At 69.2% G+C, this 16,471-nt stretch carries 16 protein-coding genes; 10 read left to right on the top strand and 6 right to left on the bottom strand.

Annotated features, from left to right (window positions below; translation table 11 throughout):
• Window positions 1–82: 82 nt before the first annotated feature.
• The 3 genes from AB0A95_RS31455 to AB0A95_RS31445 are packed head-to-tail and all read left to right on the top strand — an operon-like array spanning window position 83 to window position 1,819.
• Window positions 83–667, top strand: a complete 585-nt coding sequence (locus AB0A95_RS31455; RefSeq protein ID WP_357559361.1) for a hypothetical protein — start codon at window positions 83–85, stop codon at window positions 665–667.
• Window positions 664–1,158 (top strand): DCC1-like thiol-disulfide oxidoreductase family protein, encoded by a 495-nt coding sequence (locus AB0A95_RS31450; protein WP_357559360.1) that lies wholly within the window; start codon window positions 664–666, stop codon window positions 1,156–1,158. Before AB0A95_RS31455 ends, AB0A95_RS31450 begins: the two co-directional genes overlap by 4 nt.
• Window positions 1,121–1,819, top strand: a complete 699-nt coding sequence (locus AB0A95_RS31445) for a TetR family transcriptional regulator (RefSeq protein ID WP_357559359.1) — start codon at window positions 1,121–1,123, stop codon at window positions 1,817–1,819. Before AB0A95_RS31450 ends, AB0A95_RS31445 begins: the two co-directional genes overlap by 38 nt.
• 224 nt (window positions 1,820–2,043) lie before the next feature.
• On the opposite strand, the gene AB0A95_RS31440 is transcribed toward AB0A95_RS31445, so the two are convergent.
• A complete protein-coding gene (locus tag AB0A95_RS31440) occupies window positions 2,044–2,706 on the bottom strand; it encodes a GNAT family N-acetyltransferase (RefSeq protein WP_357559358.1) in 663 nt (220 codons plus the stop codon).
• A 162-nt stretch (window positions 2,707–2,868) separates the two neighbouring features.
• Between AB0A95_RS31440 and AB0A95_RS31435 the strand changes: the two genes are divergently transcribed.
• Window positions 2,869–3,060, top strand: coding sequence for a DNA repair protein (locus AB0A95_RS31435; protein WP_357559357.1), 192 nt, complete (start codon window positions 2,869–2,871; stop codon window positions 3,058–3,060).
• Window positions 3,061–3,185: 125 nt separating this feature from the next.
• Window positions 3,186–3,704: a hypothetical protein gene (locus tag AB0A95_RS31430; RefSeq protein ID WP_357559356.1), complete on the top strand. Its 519-nt coding sequence runs from the start codon at window positions 3,186–3,188 to the stop codon at window positions 3,702–3,704.
• Window positions 3,705–3,714: 10 nt separating this feature from the next.
• Here the strand turns inward: AB0A95_RS31430 and AB0A95_RS31425 are convergent, their stop codons facing one another.
• Window positions 3,715–4,446, bottom strand: a complete 732-nt coding sequence (locus AB0A95_RS31425; protein ID WP_357559355.1) for a Clp protease N-terminal domain-containing protein — start codon at window positions 4,444–4,446, stop codon at window positions 3,715–3,717.
• 141 nt (window positions 4,447–4,587) lie between these two features.
• Between AB0A95_RS31425 and AB0A95_RS31420 the strand changes: the two genes are divergently transcribed.
• On the top strand, window positions 4,588–5,403 hold the full coding sequence (locus AB0A95_RS31420; protein WP_357559384.1) for a DUF72 domain-containing protein: 816 nt from the start codon (window positions 4,588–4,590) through the stop codon (window positions 5,401–5,403).
• A 9-nt stretch (window positions 5,404–5,412) separates the two neighbouring features.
• Here AB0A95_RS31420 and AB0A95_RS31415 read toward each other — a convergent pair whose 3' ends face one another.
• Window positions 5,413–7,410 (bottom strand): glycoside hydrolase family 15 protein, encoded by a 1,998-nt coding sequence (locus AB0A95_RS31415; protein WP_357559354.1) that lies wholly within the window; start codon window positions 7,408–7,410, stop codon window positions 5,413–5,415.
• Between AB0A95_RS31415 and AB0A95_RS31410 the strand changes: the two genes are divergently transcribed.
• Window positions 7,379–7,804, top strand: a complete 426-nt coding sequence (locus AB0A95_RS31410) for a VOC family protein (protein WP_357559353.1) — start codon at window positions 7,379–7,381, stop codon at window positions 7,802–7,804. The two genes, AB0A95_RS31415 and AB0A95_RS31410, sit on opposite strands and share 32 nt — an antisense overlap.
• Window positions 7,805–7,811: 7 nt before the next feature.
• On the top strand, window positions 7,812–8,186 hold the full coding sequence (locus AB0A95_RS31405) for a YdeI/OmpD-associated family protein (RefSeq protein ID WP_357559352.1): 375 nt from the start codon (window positions 7,812–7,814) through the stop codon (window positions 8,184–8,186).
• Window positions 8,187–8,300: 114 nt separating this feature from the next.
• Here AB0A95_RS31405 and AB0A95_RS31400 read toward each other — a convergent pair whose 3' ends face one another.
• On the bottom strand, window positions 8,301–8,597 hold the full coding sequence (locus AB0A95_RS31400; protein WP_357559351.1) for a DUF6582 domain-containing protein: 297 nt from the start codon (window positions 8,595–8,597) through the stop codon (window positions 8,301–8,303).
• 133 nt (window positions 8,598–8,730) lie between these two features.
• A complete protein-coding gene (locus tag AB0A95_RS31395; protein ID WP_357559350.1) occupies window positions 8,731–10,950 on the bottom strand; it encodes a peptidase M6 immune inhibitor A in 2,220 nt (739 codons plus the stop codon).
• A 404-nt stretch (window positions 10,951–11,354) separates the two neighbouring features.
• Here AB0A95_RS31395 and AB0A95_RS31390 point away from each other — a divergent pair, with 404 nt between their 5' ends.
• Window positions 11,355–12,479, top strand: a complete 1,125-nt coding sequence (locus AB0A95_RS31390) for a DUF1996 domain-containing protein (RefSeq protein ID WP_357559349.1) — start codon at window positions 11,355–11,357, stop codon at window positions 12,477–12,479.
• A gap of 44 nt (window positions 12,480–12,523) precedes the next feature.
• On the opposite strand, the gene AB0A95_RS31385 is transcribed toward AB0A95_RS31390, so the two are convergent.
• Window positions 12,524–15,226 (bottom strand): RICIN domain-containing protein, encoded by a 2,703-nt coding sequence (locus AB0A95_RS31385; protein WP_357559348.1) that lies wholly within the window; start codon window positions 15,224–15,226, stop codon window positions 12,524–12,526.
• Between the two features lie 352 nt (window positions 15,227–15,578).
• On the opposite strand from AB0A95_RS31385, the gene AB0A95_RS31380 reads away from it, so the two are divergent.
• Window positions 15,579–16,391: a hypothetical protein gene (locus tag AB0A95_RS31380; protein WP_357559347.1), complete on the top strand. Its 813-nt coding sequence runs from the start codon at window positions 15,579–15,581 to the stop codon at window positions 16,389–16,391.
• The last annotated feature ends 80 nt before the right edge of the window (window positions 16,392–16,471 follow it).

The following is a 16,471-nucleotide window of genomic DNA, read 5'->3' as shown; positions in this document are numbered from 1 at the left end:
CAGCACCGGGGAGTGTCCACAGTCACGTGCCGCCCGTTCTTGAACATGTTCAACATCAGCCCTAGGCTGATGACGTCGGCAGTTGAACACGTTCAAGAAGGGCGTCCACGTGGACATCAAGGTCTGGATGTACGTGATCTACCTGGCGGTCAGCATCGGTCTGACCATCTGGGTGGCTCGGGCGCTGTCGCGCAACGGGCTGGTCTTCCTGGAGGAGGTGTTCGCCGAGGAACGACTCGCCCGAGCGGTCAACAGCCTCCTGGTCGTCGGCTTCTACCTGCTCAACCTCGGCTACGTCACGGTGGCGATGAGGCACTCCGACCCGGTGCTCTCGACAAGCCAGGCCATGGAGGAACTGTCTCTCAAGATCGGCTTGGTGCTGCTGGTGCTCGGCGCGCTGCACTTCTTCAACGTCTTCGCACTGGGTCGCTACCGCCGAAACCGCCTGCGCCAGCTCGCCACCCACCCCCCGATCGCCCCGATCGGCCGACTCCCCATGCAGCCCAGCCCAGCCGGGCCGCAGTTGGTCGGCGCGTACCCGGGCGGACCGCACCCGACCAGCGGGTACCCGACCGGACCACAGCAGGCCGGACCACAGCAGGCTGGTCCGCAGTCGGCCGGACCGCAGCCCGGCGCCGGCCCGGCGAACAACCCGCCGACCCGATGACCGTGCCACCGGCCGATGGCGTCGGCCGGCTCCCGGATCCCACCGCTCACTCCGGCGGTGGGATCCGGGGGTTCACCGTCCTGTTCGACGCGGCCTGCCCGCTCTGCCGCGCCGCCCGCCGCTGGTTGTCGTCCCGCGCCCAGCTCGTACCCCTGGAGTTCGTGCCGGCCGGGTCGGCCGAGGCCCGGCGGCGCTTCCCCGGCCTGGACCACGACGCGACGCTGCGCGACCTCACCGTGATCGCCGACACCGGCGAGGTGTACGCGGGCGACGGCGCCTGGTTCGCCTGCCTGTGGGCGTTGGCCGACCATCGGTCCACGGCCGAGCGGCTGGCCCGACCGCACCTGCTGCCCCTCGCCCGGCAGGCGGTGGCCACCGCCTCGGCGATCCGGGAGCGGGTCCGCGACCCGTGGGCCGAGCCGACCGACGACCTGGCGGGATACGGTGACCCCGATGACCGAACAGCCTGCGCAGACGACCACTGCGGGTGACCCAGCCACCGCCCGGGGCGAGCAGACCCGGCAGTTGATCCGGGACACCGCGATGCGGCTGTTCCGCGAGCGTGGTTACGCCCAGACCACCATGCGGGCGATCGCGCAGGAGGCCGGCGTGGCGGTCGGCAACGCCTACTACTACTTCGGTTCCAAGGACCACCTGATCCAGGAGTTCTACGCCCAGTCCCAGGTCGCGCACCGCGCGGCCGCACAGCCGGTGCTGGAGCGGGAGGATGCCTTCGGCGCCCGGCTGGCCGGGGTGCTGCACGCGGGGATCGACGTGCTGACGCCATCGCACGCGTTCGCGGCGACCTTCTTCAAGACGGCGGCCGAGCCCACCTCCCCGCTGAGCCCCTTCTCCGCGGAGTCCTCAGGTCCCCGACAGGCGGCCATCGAGCTCTTCGGCGAGGTGTTGACGGGCTCGACGGCGAAGGTCGACGCCGAGCTTCGCCCGCAGCTGCCCGAGTTGCTCTGGCTCGCGTACATGGGCGTGATCCTCTACTGGGTGCACGATCGATCGCCGGGCCAAACCAAGACCCGTCAGCTGATCGACGGGGCCGTGCCACTGATCGACCGGCTCGTGGGGCTGTCCCGTCTCCGGGTCCTCCGACCGGTGACCCGCCAGGTGCTGGACCTGATTCGCACGCTCCGTCACTGACACGGCCGGCAGCTATCGACCGGCGAAGAGCAGGTCAAGTCCACTTTTCGACACTCCGAACGGACAGCATCAGCCTTGCCCCGAGCCGGTTCTATACGTAGCGTGATCGCCACGTAGCGGCTCGCCCACGGCGGGGCCGCCACACCCGGAACCGGGGCCTGGGGAGAGGTCGCGGACCGTGGATCCGGCCCGGGATCCACGGTCCGCTCGCGCCCGTCGCCGCTTCAGCGCGGATAGACCCCGTACGCCCGCCAGCCCCGGTCCGGGAAACCTGCCGCGTCGGCGACCCGGGCCGAGGCGAGATTGTCCCGCTCGTGCAGGTAGGTCGGCACCGCCCCCTCGTCGAGGACCCGTCGCGCCGCCTGTGCCACGAGTCGGCGGGCGAGGCCACGACCCCGGGCGGCCGGCGCGGTGCCGACGGCCAACTCGTGCCCGTACGCGTCGTGCCGTTTGATCCCGGCACCGGCCAGGTAGGTGCCGTCCGGGTCACGGACCACCAGCACCGGGCGGTCGAAGAGCCGCAGCCAGGGCGGCAGCCCGGGGGCCGTCGAGGCGGTCCACTCCCCCGCGTCGGGCAGCGGCGCGGGGGCCGTACTCCAGCGGAAGGGGCCGTCGTGCACGGACCAGTCGGACCGCCCCACGGCCTGCGGCAGCGCGGCGAGGAACCGGTCCGGGGTGCGGCGGACCAGGGCACGGATCGCCGCCACCCGCTCCGGCGCCACGGAGAGCACGCCACTTCGCCCGGTGTCCACGGCGAGTGCGGGGCGCAGCCTGCCGTCCCAGGCCGGTGCGGCGCGTCGGTGCGACGCGACGACGTGCAGCCCCGGCCCGCCCGGCCACTGGCCGAGCCAGGTGGCGAGGTGTAGCTGGACTCGCCGGTCGAGCATGTGCACCTCCCCGCCGCCCCACCCGTCGTGGATCACCGTACGCCGGGACGTCCGCCCGGGCGGACGATCGCGCAGGGCCGGGCGGGCGCGCGGACCTGGTACGGCAATCGACCGTCATATCTATTTTTCAACCTGGACACCTTTGTTTGGGACGGTAGGGCAATGCCGAATGAGCCTTACCACCACCAGCAGGACCCCGAGCGACTCTGGCGCACCGCGGGGACCGCTGGCGGCATCCCGCCCCAGCCGCGCTACCGCAACCCGCGGGCGATCGGCGGCAGCGCACTGTCCTGGGCCGGGCTGAACAAGCTGGCCGTCGGCAGTTCCGGTCGGCACCGCCTGAACACGCACTGACTCGCCGGTCGACCGGCAGCCCCCGTTCGGCGACACACCGGGAGGTCCAGCGCGGGCTTTCGCACACCTGTCGGGTAATTTCTTGTGGTCCGGCATCCCGGCCTACGACAGGAGAAGCTCCGCGCATGGGCAAGAAGACGATCCACGTCTCCGACTTCACCGGCACGGTCTTGCAGCAGGACGACGAGGTGGTGCGCGTCGTCGTGCTGGAGCACCCGGACCTGGTCGCCGGGCCCGTGCAGTTGGACGCCACCCCGGGCGAGGTCGAGCACATCGACGACGCCGCCCTCGACGTGGCGGTGGTGGAGATCCACGACCGGCACGGCGGCGGCGAGCCGCGTCGGGTGGTGTTGACGGCCAGCGAGTTCGACGCGATGGCCACCGACGTGCCGATGGCGCAACTGCTGCGGACGGCCGAGCGGGTCCGCCCACCCAAGGCCCGCAAGACCGCCGAGAAGATCGACTACGGCACGCTGGAGCACGCCGGCAGGCCGCACCGCGGCCGGGTCACCGAGGAGGAGGCCCGACTGGTCCGCGAGCGGCTGGACGAGGTCAACAAGCGCCTCGCCGACGCGGGCGTGCGCCAGATCGACCCCACCGACCCGGAACACGCCCTGCGCTACGGCTTTCCCGAGGTGCCCTGACCCCGGGGCCTCACTTCCGCTGGGTGGTGAAGGCGGCGAGCGCCGCGGCCAGGTCGGCCTCGACAGTCGCCTTCGTGAGGCCGAGATCGGTGAGGACGCCGTTGCCGTCCTCCTGCTCCAGCAGGGCCAGCAGGAGGTGTTCGGTGCCGATGTAGTTGTGCCCGAGGCGCAGCGCCTCCCGGAAGGTCAGCTCCAACGCCTTCTTGCCGCGCGCGTTGTACGGGATGAGGTCCGGGACCTGCTCGGCCGGCGGCGGAAGGACGGCGCCGACCTTCTCCCGTACCGCCTCGGGGGTGGCACCGCGGCCGGCCATCACCTTGGCGGCCAGCCCCTCCGGCTCGGCCAGCAGGCCCAGCACCAGGTGCTCGGGGCCGATCTCGGCGTTTCCGCCGGAGCGGGCCTCCTCCTGGCCTGCCATCACCACGTTGCGGGCCCGGGGAGTGAACCGGGAGAAGGATTCGTTCGGGTCGAGCGGCAGCCCGTCGGACGCCTTCGACACGAAGCGCTTCTGGGCCGCCTGCTTGGTGACACCCATGCTGCGGCCGATGTCGGTCCAGGAGGCGCCGGAGCGGCGTGCCTGGTCGACGAAGTGCCCGATCAGGTGGTCGGCGACCTCGCCGAGGTGATCGGCGGCGATGACCGCGTCGGTGAGCTGGTCAAGCGCGTCGGTGTGCGCCTTCTTGATCGCCTGGATCAGATCGTCGAGCTTGACGGTGTTGCTCATCTGAAGAGGATCTGTCATGCGTCAACCATAAGTTGACGATCCCGTTGCGTCAACCCCGAGTTGACGACCGTCCCCTCCGGCGCGTCGGCCGGCACCGATACGGTGGGCTCCGGTCGAACGGCGGGAAGGGCGGTCATGCGACTGCACGTGGGGTGTGCGATGTGGAGCCACCGGTCCTGGCCGGGGCACCCGCTGCCGCCAGCGGAGCGTCTGCGGCACTACGCCAGCTGGTGCGACGCCGTCGAGGGCAACACGACCTTCTACGCGACCCCCGCCCGGGCCACCGTGTCGTCGTGGGCCGCGCAGACGGATCCCGACTTCCGGTTCGTCCTCAAGCTTCCGAAGGTCATCACCCACGAACGCCGGCTCACCGCAGTCGGCGAACCACTGAGTGCCTTCCTGGACGCGATCGAGCCGCTCGGCCCGCGCGTACACGCACTCTGGATCCAGCTGCCCGGCTCGTTCGCACCCACCGACGTCGCGACCCTGCGCCGGTTCCTGGGCCAACTCCCGCAGTCGCACCGGTACGCGGTGGAGGTCCGCCATCCCGCGTTCTTCGGCGACGCCCACGCGGCCGGGCTGCTGGAGGCGACCCTCGCCGGCGCGTCCGCCGAGTGGATCCCCTTCGACACGACCGCCTTCTTCGCGAGCCCACCCACCAGCGACGCGGAGCGGGACGCCTGGACCAGGAAGCCGCGCGTGCCGCTCCGGTCGCTCGCGTTGACCGACCGGCCGATCGTCCGCTACCTCGGCCGCGACGACCCGACCCGCACCGTCGAGGGGTGGCAGCGCTGGATCGACGTCACAGTGGCCTGGCTACGGGAGGGGCGCTCACCGACGATGTTCGTGCACACCCCGGACAACGCCGACGCGCCGGTGCTCGCGCGGCGCTTCCACGACGAGGTACGAGCACGCGTACCCGAACTCGACGCGCTGCCCGAGCCGATCCCGGTCGAGCCGCTGACGCTGTTCTGACCCGAGCGGTCAGCACTGCTCGCCGAGCAGGTCGTCGAGGTGGGTCGCCGTGCTGATCAGGGACAGGTGACTGAACGCCTGCGGGAAGTTGCCGATCTGCGCGCCGGTCGGGGCGATCTCCTCGGCGTACAGGCCGAGGGGGCTGCTGTAGGTGAGCATCTTCTCGAAGGTCAGCCGGGCGTCGTCGAGCCGACCGGCCTGGGCGAGCGCCTGGACGTACCAGAAGGTGCACATGTTGAAGGTGCCCTCGGTGCCGGCGAGGCCGTCCGGCGAGGCCCTCGGGTCGTAGCGGTAGACCAGACTGTCGGAGACGAGTTCGGTGTCCATCGCCCGCAGCGTCGACTCCCACATCGGGTCGGTCGGTGAGATGAAGTTCAGCCCGGGCATCGCCAGGAGCGAGGCATCCAGGATCTCCGAACCGTAGTGCTGCACGAACGCCTGCCGCTCCTGGTTGAACCCACGGGTCATGACCTGCTCGTAGATGGCGTCGCGTTCGGCTGCCCAGCGGGCGGTGTCACCGGGGCGGCCTCGGCGTCGGGCGATGCGGATCGCACTGTCGAGCGCCACCCAGGACAACACCCGCCCGTAGGTGAAGTCCTGCCGGCCGGACCGGGTCTCCCAGATGCCGTCCTCGGGTTGGTCCCAGTGCGCGCAGAGCCAGTCCATCAACCCGGCCGTCTTGCGCCAACCCTGGTACGGCGGGATCAGTCCGCTGCGGTCGGCGAGTTCCAACGCGAGGAGCGCCTCGCCGTAGATGTCGAGTTGCAGTTGGCCCGCCGCACCGTTTCCGACGCGCACCGGTGCCGAACCGCGGTACCCCTCCAGGTGACCAAGCACCTCCTCCGGCAGGTCCGGTGAGCCGTCGATCCGGTACATGACCTGCAACGGCATGTCACCGTCGCTTGCCGCACGAATGCGCGCGTCGAGCCAGAACAGATACTTCTGGGCCTCGTCGGTGAAGCCCAGGCGCAGCAGCGCGTGCACGGAGAAGGATGCGTCCCGGACCCAGGTGTAGCGGTAGTCCCAGTTACGCTGCCCGCCGATCTGCTCCGGCAGACCCGCGGTGGGTGCGGCGACCAGGGCGCCGGTCGGCGCGTACGTCATCAGTTTGAGCGTGATCGCCGACCGCTCGACCATCTCCCGCCAGCGACCCGCGTAGCGGGAACCACCCACCCACCGCCGCCAGTAGTCGCGGGTCTGGGCGAGCAGGTCGCACGCCTCCTCGGTGGTGAGCGCTCGGGGCTCGTGCGGGCAGGCCGTCTCCAGAACCACCCCGCCGATGTCGCCCTGCCGCAGGGTGAACGACGCGGACACCCCGTCGGCGTCCCGTCGGATGTCCCTGGTGTTGAACACCCGTTCCACGTTCTTGAAGGGAGCGAGGGTGAGGGTCAGCGTCCGGCTCCGGAACACGTCACCCTCGGGGTGCACCTCAAGGGTGTACGGGTCGCGCCCGTAGTTGAACCGGGGCCGGCAGTCGAAGCGGAACCGCATGCTCCCCCGGACCATCCGTACCAGCCGGATCAGCACGTGCCGCTCGGTGGCGCGTGCACCGGTGACGGGCATGAAGTCCAACAGCTCCGCGACGCCGTCGGCGCTGTGGAAGCGAGTGATCAGGATCGGCGTACCGGGAAGGTAGAGCTGTTTGCTCGCGTAGTCGACGCCGTCGGGCGACAGCTGGAAGTGGCCGCCCCGGTGGCGGTCCAACAGCGCGGCGAAGACGCTCGGGGAGTCGAAACGCGGCGCACAGAACCAGTCGACAGTGCCGTCCGTGCTGATCAGCGCCGCGGTCTGGAGGTCACCGATCAGGCCGTGTTCCTCCACCGCCGGGTAGGTCGTCGCCACGCTGCCCCCACATTCGTCGAGCCAACGGCGGCGACTACCCGGGAATTGTCGGCCTACACCCGCAATTGCGGAACCGCCCCTTCCGCAATGATCGATAGCGTCGATACCGAACACATCGAGGAGAGGACACCTGTTGAGCCTGCGAGGATTTGCCACACTCAACATCTGGGCCGACGACGTGGAGGCGGCCACCAAGTGGTACGCGGAATTCCTCGGCGTCGAGGCGTACTTCATGCGCCCGGGGCCCGACGGACGCCCGGCCTACACCGAGTTCCGGATCGGTGACTACCAGGCGGAACTGGGCATCATCGACCGCAGGTTCGGCCCGCCCAACGCCGCGACAGGGCCCGGGGGCGTGGTCATGCACTGGTACGTCGACGACCTCGACGCGACAGTCAAGCGTCTGCTGGCGATGGGTGCCACGGAGTACCAGCCGATCACCCCACACGGGGAGGAGGGGTTCATCACCGCGGCGGTCGTCGACCCGTTCGGCAACGTGCTGGGCGTCATGAAGAACCCGCACTACGAAGAGATCCTGGCCTCGCTGAAGGGCAGCTGACCTGGAGGTGCGCGACTTTCCCGACGCGGCGGCGTGGGAGGCGTGGCTGGCCACACAGCACGAGGTACGCGACGAGGCGTGGCTACGGATCGCCAAGGTCGAGGCCCTGACGGCGGCCGGCCGGATGCGGCCCGCCGGGCTCCGGGAGGTCGCGGCGGCCAGGGCCGACGGGCGGTGGGAGGCGGCGTACGAGGGGCAGCGCACCGCCACCACCCCGCCTGACCTCCTGGCCGCGCTGTCCGCCGATCCCCGCGCGAGCGCCGCGTTCGAGCGGCTCGGTCGATCCGCCCGGTACGCCGTGATCCTGCCGGTCCTCAGGGCGCGTACCCCGGAGACCCGGGCGAAGGTGCTGGCCCGGGAGGTCGCGCGACTGACCAGGTAGTGGCGGCGGAGGGTGGCCCGGCCTGGTTCCATTCGGTCCGGCCCACCGTCCGCCGCACCTACGCCGCCGCCTGGTCGACGCGGACCTATCCGGCGAACCGAGCGGGTGATCGGGTCAGTGGGCGGGATTCGGTGTGTGCGGGAGTTTGCCGAGTTGACGCCAGTTGGTCTCGGCGACCTCGACGCCGTAGTGCTTGGCGGCGGCGAGGATGTTCTGGAAGGCCAGGTCCCGGTCCTCGTCGGTGACGCCCTGCACCTGGTCGAAGCGGGCGATGGCGTTGCGCACGTGGCCCGCGTCGGTCATCGGTTCCTTGCGTTCACGAGGGAACGCGAAGACGGTTTCCGGCAGCTCGCGCTTGTCCTTGCTCGACAGGCCGCCGTGCTTCTCGTGGGGCTTCCAGGTCGACGTCATCACCCCGCATTACCCGCACGCTGTCCGCCAGCACCTCTCCGGCCGACATTTTCCGGTCCCGCCAACCCGACCAGAGCGGGCGGAGCACCCACCGTCGACCTCGACGGTGGGTGCCCCGCGACCTGGGCGCGGATCAGCTCAGCGAGCTGCTGCCCCCGGGCTGCACCACACCGTTCACGGTGAGCTGGTACGGCGCGTACTGCCGCACCTGCTCGGTCGGCTCGTCGTACGCCACCACGGCGACGACCTTCGGGAACGCGTCCAGCACGGCCAGCTCAAGCTTGCCGATGGTGACCTCGGAGCGGCCGTTGGACTCGAACTGCCAGGCGATCGAGTGCTTCTCGTCGATGCCGACGAGCCGCAGGTTCCAGTTGCCGACCGGGGTCGGCCGGATCTCCGTCGGCGAGTCGAACGGCGCCAGGCTGGTGCCGTCACTGAGCAGCTTCCCGCCGACGGTGATGTCGTCGAGCAGCAGGCCACCCTCGTTGGTACCGCCATCGCTGACGTACTCGAAGCCGAGCAGCACGGTCTTCCCGGCGTACGCCGACAGGTCGTACGAGCGCGCCTCGAAGCCGCTCGTCGTGCCGTTGAGCGCCGGACCGCGCGGCCCGTCGACGGTCTTGTCACCGGGGATCGCCGTGTACGTGGCGCCGCCGTCCGTCGACACGGTGACGTAGCCGTAGTCGTAGCCGAGCTCCGCCCCGTACTTGGCCTGGAACCGCAACGTCGGGTCGGCGGTCGGCACGGCGACGGAGGTGACCGCAGCCGCGTCGAGACTGTTGGCGTTGCCGGAGAAGAGCACCGCGTTGCCCGGCCGGTCCGGGTCCTGGGTGGTGGTCGTCCACGACAGCGGGAGCGCGGGCAGGGTCTTCGCGCCCTGGAACTTCACCGACCGCAGGTCGCGACCGCTGAGCACCTTGCCCTTGGCCGTGCCCAGCGGCACGTAGTCGGCTCCGTTCGGGGCGGCCCCCGGCGTACCGTTGGCCGCCGTGCTGGCCAGGTTGACAGTGGAGCGCAGGCTCGGCGTGGTGACCCGACTCTTGGCGACGCCGAGGGTGATGCCGAACTTCGACTCGCCCACGAGCTTGTCGAGCAGCGTCATCGACTGGAAGTCGTGGATGACCTGGTAGACGTCGTGGACCCCGACCGTCTCCAGCTCGGCGTCCAGGCTCGCGAGGCCCTGCCGGGCGCCGTCGCGGTGCAGCCGGGACATGAAGCCGGCGCCGTAGCGGTCGTAGAGGAACAGCATGAATGAGTACGCGCTGCCGTAGTCGGCGAGGACCGCGTTCGGGTTGGGGCTCTCGTCCCACAGGGTGAGGGAGTTCTCCGGTCCGCCGCAGTCGCGCGGGTTGGCGTTGTACGGCGTCTGGACCGTGCCGAAACCCTGGTAGCAGTAGAGGTGACTGTCGGCGCCCCGGTCGAAGACCGTGGCCTTCGAGTCGCTGTACCCGGTCAACGACATGGCGAAGTCGGAGAGACCCTCGTTGATCCAGTTACCCTCGAACGGGTCCGCGTAGTAGTGCGCGAGGTGCTGCCACTCGTGCGCGAACGTGCCCTCGTAGCTGTTCGGCCGGGCGCTCCGACTGGTGCACAGGTCGCTCGTCGGCTCGTCCGGCGGGTTCGGCGTCATGCGGTGCAGCCAGTCGAACGCGTCGATGGTCATCACGTTGCGGTCGAGCAACTCGTTGAACTGAGCGGAGAAGAACCCGGCGATGTACGTCGGCGCGGCCGGGAACGTGTAGTAGTTGTCGTCCCGGACGTTGTCCACGAGCGTGACGGTCTTGTTGCCGGCACCGGTGTAGACCCCGCCGTCGCCGTTGGCGTCCGGCCCGATCTGGGCGTTGGTGCCGTCCCGGTCCGGTGGGGTGCTGAAGGCGTTCGTCTCCTTCGGGTACATGTTCGTGTCGAACTCGTCGGCCAGGTGCTTCACCTGCGCGTCGGTGATCTGCGTCGACGACGGCACCTGCGCCCGGCAGTCACCGGCCGGGAACGCCAGGTCGTTGGCGACCCAGACCTCGATGTGCTCACCGACCGCCCGCAGCGTGTAGTCCTTGCGGTAGACCGAGCCCTGGACGTCGTCGAGGCCGAGCCACTGACGGACCGTGCCGACCGCCGGCGTCTCGACCGACTGCGCCTGCCGCCGCACGCCCGTGCGCGGCTGGTACCGCGCGGGCGTCTCGATCGGCCGACCGTCCAGCGTGAAGTCCTTCCGGGTGAGCTCACGCATGTCACTCGGCGGGGCGGCCTTCGGCGCGACGGCTTCCGCCGACGCCGGTGACGGCACGGCCACGACGGTGAGAGCCGGTAGGACGAGGACAGCGGCGAACGCCCCAGCCATGCGGGTGCGAGCCATGGAACCTCCTTCGGGTGTGCAGCCCGGATACCGTGAGTCCGGTCGGGTGTCGACCGCCCACGATGATCACTTGAACCGAGGACACGGTAGCCCGAGGCAACCTCCACCTTCGACGGGCTGGGAAAGCGATACATGTCACCCCGCGAAACGGTAATCCGCGACATTCGGCCGTTCCACGTCCGTGGCCAGGCGCGACGCACCGACCTGTGTGGACATCCGTGTCCGCGTACTTTAAGGAAGGTTTAAGGAACTGTCGAGTACGGGCGGCGGGCGCCTACCATTCGGCGGCCGTGGCCGTTCGGGTCAGCCTCATGTCGGCTCGTTGGGAGTGACAGGTGTCGTACGAGAGCCCACCCCCGTCACGTCATCGCCCGCCGGGGTGGCCGGCCCGCAACACAATCGGCGTGGCCGTCGGAGCGGCGGTCCTGCTCGTCGTCGCGGCCGGGGGCGTGTACCTGGGCAACGGCGAGGTGACGCCCGAGCAGTCGAACGCGGCCAACGCCCTGCGGTACCCGTCGCCGTCGCCGTCGGCCGGGCAGCCACAGTCCGGCGCGGCGACGTCGGCTCCCGCGCCGCCGACGGTTTCCCCGACGCCATCGGCAAGCGCGACACCGTCGACAGCCGCCGCGCCGAAGATCCCCGCTACCGGCTGGATTCCCGTCGACCGCGCTGCCTGGAAGGCGCAGGCCGACGCGTACCGGGCGTTGACGATCGACCCGGTCCCGGCCGGTGTGGGCAACCTGCCGGAGTTCCGCGCGGACTGCCAGTACAGCCACCGGTTGCCGGATGACCCGATCGTCGCTCCTGGCCTACCGGGCGCCTCACACATGCACTCCTTCGTCGGCAACAAGGCCGTCGACGCGAACACCGTCGCCGGTGACCTGACGAAGTTCACGGCCACCTCGTGCAAGCCGGCGCAGGACCACTCCGCCTACTGGGTGCCCACGCTCTACGACAACGCGACGGGCAAGCCGGTCGAGACCACTGGCTTTCGGGTCTACTACCGATCGCTTGCCAAGAACTCGACAGGCCAGATGCCGCTGCCCAACGGCCTGCGCATGATCTCCGGCGACGCCAAGAAGAAGAAGCCGACGCCGCGTGGCGCGACCGGGCAGTTCTACTGCGCCTTCTACGGCCCGGGGGATCTCGACGGCGTCGCCCGCAGCACAAACGGCAACTGGCCCATCTGCGGAGGGGACGCGACGCTGCACTTCATGATGCAGTTCCCCGACTGCTGGGACGGCAAGCACCTGGACAGCCCCAACCACAAGGACCATGTGGCGTACGGCAGCGGCGACGCCTGCCCGCCCAGCCATCCGGTCCGGATTCCGGCGATCACCTTCGACATCCAGTACCCGGCGAAGGGCACCCCGGCGGGCTACTACCTCTCCTCCGACAAGGAGGGCAAGAGCGCCTCGTCGATGCACGGCGACGCGTTCGTGATGTGGGACGTCGCCACCATGAACAAGCGCACCAAGAACTGCGTCCTCGGCCGCCGGACCTGCGACAACCACGGATACCAGAAATAGCCCGGGGCCAGGCCCGTGTCGGCCTGGCCCCGGGGTCTGATCGGTCAGCTACGCAGCGTCCACCGCTGGTTCGCGCCGCCGTTGCACGACCAGAGGATGACCTTCGTGCCGTTGGCGGTGGCAGCGCCGTTGGCATCGAGGCAGAGCCCGGACTGGGCGTTCGTGACGGTGCCGTTGGAGTTGATGTTCCACTGCTGGTTCGTGCCGCCGTGGCAGTCCCAGATGATGACCGCGGTGCCGTTGGCCGTGCCGGCCCCGGACGCGTCCAGGCACTTGTTGCCGTACACGGTGAGCTGCTTGCTGGCGGTCTGGGTCCACCGCTGGTTGGCGCCGGTGGAGCAGTCCCAGAGTTGCGTCTGGGTGCCGTTGGTGGTCGAGGAGTTGGGCACCTCGACACAGCGGTTGGACTGACCACCGACGAGCTGCCCGACGCCCGTACCGCCGCCACCGCCCTGCTGCTGGCGGACGATGAAGGTCGACTCCGCCGACCGGTTGCCCTGCGCGTCGACCACGTAGAGCCGGTACTCGCCCTGGGTCGCCGGCACGGCGATGGACGTGGCGTCGCCGGCCGCCCTGGTCATCGTCGCCCCGGCGGTGAAGGTGGTCGTGCCGGACGGGGCCAGCCAGACCGACCTGGTGGCGTCGCCGGTGCTGCGGATCGGGATCGACGCCGTGGCACTCGCGACGAACGTGCTGGCCGGCAGCACGTAGTTCGGCGCGGAGAAGGTGCTCGCCGGGACGATGTCCCGGTACGCGTCCTCAAGGCCGGAATTCGCGGCGATGCTGTAGGCCGCGGCGGGCCAGACATAGTCGGAGGAGACCAGGATGTCGGCGACAGTGCTGTTCGGCAGGTTCTTGTTGGAGACCTTGTTGATCGGGCCGTAGATCTGCGTGATGCTCAGATCGTGTTTGCGCCCGAAATCGTCCGAGTTGATCATCCAGGTGACGTTCTTGTCGATGCTCAGGACGTTGTCGCGGAACGTGATGAACGCCGATCCCTCGTCCGGGTGCAGCCCGTACTTGTGGCCCGACGGAACGCCCTGGAGATAGTTGTTGGTGATCATCGTCCCGGGCTGGCTGCCGAGCGTGTAGATGGGAGCCGTGTCACTGAGGCGCTGCACCGTGTCGATGATGTGGTTGTAACTGATGTTGTTGTTTCGCGCCGTCGTGGTGGGTCGGTTGGGCACGATCGAGCCCGATGATCCGTCGAAGTTCCACCAGCCCCAGCCGAGGGTGATGCCCGACCACGGAGTCTTCTCGATCCGGTTGTGCTGGATGGTGAGGGTGTCCGCGAAGTAGGCCGAGATGGGGCTGTGCCCGTTGAACAGGACGGCACTGTCGTAGAGATAGTTGTTCTTGATGTCGATGTTCTTCGGCAGCCCCTCGACCTGCGCGGAGTACTTCTCGCGGTTGGTCGACGTGCCGTCTCCGATGTAGACGTGCTGGGGATGGCCCACCAGGATCGCGGAGCCGGCGATGTCGTTCGTGGAGTTGCCGATCAACTGCGAGCCCTGCACGTCGTTGACCATGCTGATCCCGTCGGCACCGGTGTGCTGGATCCGGTTGCGTTGCAGGAGGATCCCGTCGGCGTTCTGCACCTGGACGATGCCGGGAGTGACGTCCACGTTGCGGTAGTGGTAGACGTGGAAGTTGCCCTTCGCGTACACCTGGGCGCCGAGGTTGCCCTGCTGCGCCTGCTTGAAGGACGCGCCGGCGACGTTGAACAGGTTCCAGTCGGAGTGCTGCACCGTCAGGCCGGAGAACGTGATGTTGCGCGCGTGGCTGGTGGTCGAGGTGCCGGCGACCCGCAGCAGGGTGGTGACGTTGTTGGGCGCGTAGACCGTCGCGGTCGACATGTTGTCGGCACTGGCCTTGTAGTAGTAGACCGTCTTGGTGCCCTTGTCGAAGTAGAACTCGCCCGGCGCGTCCAGGAACTCGTAGGCGTTCATGAGCTTGTGGCTGCCGCCCACCTGGGCGTTGCCGTTGAACGAGCCCTGGGCGATCGCCGCACCCGGCTGCTGGAACAGGGCGACCCGGTTCGCGCCGTCGGAACTCGTGGTCACCTGACGGACGCCCACGATGGCAGTGGTCCAGGTCGTCCCCGTCTCGATCTCGATGTCGTCCTGGTTGCGGGCGACGGCGGGGAAGTCGTTGAGGCTGTATTTGGCGCCGTCACACTGCGAGCCCGACTCCCAGGCCCACGCGGCCTGGTTGGCGGTGATGTTGTACGTCCCGTAGCACCCGCCCGAGCTGATCGTCTTCGACGCCATCAGGGCACGCTTGTCGTTGACGTACAGCGTCCGCAGCTTGTTGGCGCGGTCCAGTGGGGCCTTCCAGATGTTGCCGCTGTGCTGGGTCCACCCGGTCACCTGGACACCACCGTCGAGGATCGGCTTCTCACCGGGGTACGCGCCATAGCTGACCCGGAACCCGTTCGTGCCCGAATCGCTCGTGCCGAATTCGACGGTGCTGCTGATCGGGTAGGTCCCACCGCGCAGCAGCACGTTGATGTCGCCGGTCATGTTCGTATTCACCGTACGAACGATGTCCCGTGCGCGTTGCACTGTCTTGAATGGGGATTCGATCGTCCCCGCGTTGGCGTCGTTGCCGTCCGGGGCGACATAATAGGTCGCCTGAACCGCGGCCGAGGCCGGTAGTTGATTCGTCAGCACGGCCGGCACTGCGGCGGAGACGAAGACCGCGAGCGCCAACAATGACGTTCGAGCGGTGGATAGGGCTGATTTCACGTGCTGTTCCTTTCACTTGCCGTCGACGGGATGCCGAATGTGGGTATCGAGCGACGAGCACGGAACAGCGATGCCACTAAGGACTGGCGGAGGGGCTGCCGTCGCCCGACCGCACTCTTTTTCCAATCGCTACGAAGCTCTCCCAGGGACTGTATGTCGAACGTGTGACGACTGCAACAGTCAATTAAGAGTGGTCAATGCCCAAAGACGCTCGTACCGGGCAGAACGCCCGAGCCCCACCCTTGGTGCCGCCGACATCGTCCGATGAATCCGCGACGACGGACCGCGCTGCCCAGCGGGCTGAGTACGAGCACTCATCCCGCCGCCGCCGGCGGCCGGCATGCTCGACGCCATGGCTCATCCGCAGCGGCTCGGTCGGCGGCCCTCCGGCACCCGGCGACGGCTCGGCTCCACGCCGCTGGTCTGCGCCGTGCTGGCGCTCTGCCTGGTGTCGGCCGGATGCGGGGAGTACGGCGACGGCACCTCGATGGCACGCGACCACGCCGCGGCCGAGGCGAAGCGCCTCAACGAGGAGCTCGGCCATCGCGACTGGGTGCGGGACGCCGAGTACATCGCCGCGACCGAAGTCCTCGACCCCACCGAAGACGGCACGTCGAAGATCCGACGTGAGCCGCTGGCCTGGTCCGGCCGAACGTCCGGCGACGAGCGGGCCACCATCGACGTCCGGTTCGTGGTGACGGTGGACGAGGACGTTGGGGGGACCTTAGGCAACCCCGGGCACTCCGCCGGCCAGGCCACGCGGTGCTACCGCTACCTGTTGGAGCTCGACCGCAACACCTCATCCGAAGAGATCGACTGCCCCTCCGTGCGGATGCCTCCGCTGCCCGTCGCCAAGCCGTACCCGGCGATGCCCGCCGACGCGCGCGACCGGCTCGCGGCGGCGCTGCGCACCGCCACGCCCGACACCCTCGCGAGCGCCGTGCGAGCCGCCTTCCCGGAGAAGCACGTCACCGTCGACACGACCACCCACGAGAATGCCCTCGTCGCAGTGCTGAGCGTGCCCCCCGAGCGGCAGTGCCTCCTGCTGGTCCGGACTCCCGGCGGAGCCATCGAGTCACCGGCGTACGACCCGATCTGGCTGGAACCGGGCGAGACGGGGTGCAACACCGGGCTGTACGTCTCGCCACCGCGCTACAGAGGTTGAAAGGCTGACGTCCGTCGGCGTGTCGGCGTGATCTGGGGCGATGGGTTCGGTAGGCCGGAGGTATGAGGTATCCGGCTGGT

This window comes from Micromonospora sp. NPDC049230 (assembly GCF_040647875.1).
Taxonomy (GTDB): domain Bacteria; phylum Actinomycetota; class Actinomycetes; order Mycobacteriales; family Micromonosporaceae; genus Micromonospora.
Note: the sequence above shows the minus strand (reverse complement) of the source record. Positions and strands in the feature narration are given on the sequence as shown.

Bases quoted from the DNA above. Each gene is read 5' to 3' on its own strand.
- AB0A95_RS31400 (WP_357559351.1), bottom strand. From the start codon at position 8,597: ATGACGTCGACCTGGAAGCCCCACGAGAAGCACGGCGGCCTGTCGAGC.
- AB0A95_RS31380 (WP_357559347.1), top strand. From the start codon at position 15,579: ATGGCTCATCCGCAGCGGCTCGGTCGGCGGCCCTCCGGCACCCGGCGA.
- AB0A95_RS31395 (WP_357559350.1), bottom strand. From the start codon at position 10,950: ATGGCTCGCACCCGCATGGCTGGGGCGTTCGCCGCTGTCCTCGTCCTA.
- AB0A95_RS31435 (WP_357559357.1), top strand. From the start codon at position 2,869: ATGCCGAATGAGCCTTACCACCACCAGCAGGACCCCGAGCGACTCTGG.
- AB0A95_RS31445 (WP_357559359.1), top strand. From the start codon at position 1,121: ATGACCGAACAGCCTGCGCAGACGACCACTGCGGGTGACCCAGCCACC.
- AB0A95_RS31425 (WP_357559355.1), bottom strand. From the start codon at position 4,446: ATGACAGATCCTCTTCAGATGAGCAACACCGTCAAGCTCGACGATCTG.
- AB0A95_RS31430 (WP_357559356.1), top strand. From the start codon at position 3,186: ATGGGCAAGAAGACGATCCACGTCTCCGACTTCACCGGCACGGTCTTG.
- AB0A95_RS31415 (WP_357559354.1), bottom strand. From the start codon at position 7,410: ATGTTGAGTGTGGCAAATCCTCGCAGGCTCAACAGGTGTCCTCTCCTC.
- AB0A95_RS31450 (WP_357559360.1), top strand. From the start codon at position 664: ATGACCGTGCCACCGGCCGATGGCGTCGGCCGGCTCCCGGATCCCACC.
- AB0A95_RS31440 (WP_357559358.1), bottom strand. From the start codon at position 2,706: ATGCTCGACCGGCGAGTCCAGCTACACCTCGCCACCTGGCTCGGCCAG.
- AB0A95_RS31420 (WP_357559384.1), top strand. From the start codon at position 4,588: ATGTGGAGCCACCGGTCCTGGCCGGGGCACCCGCTGCCGCCAGCGGAG.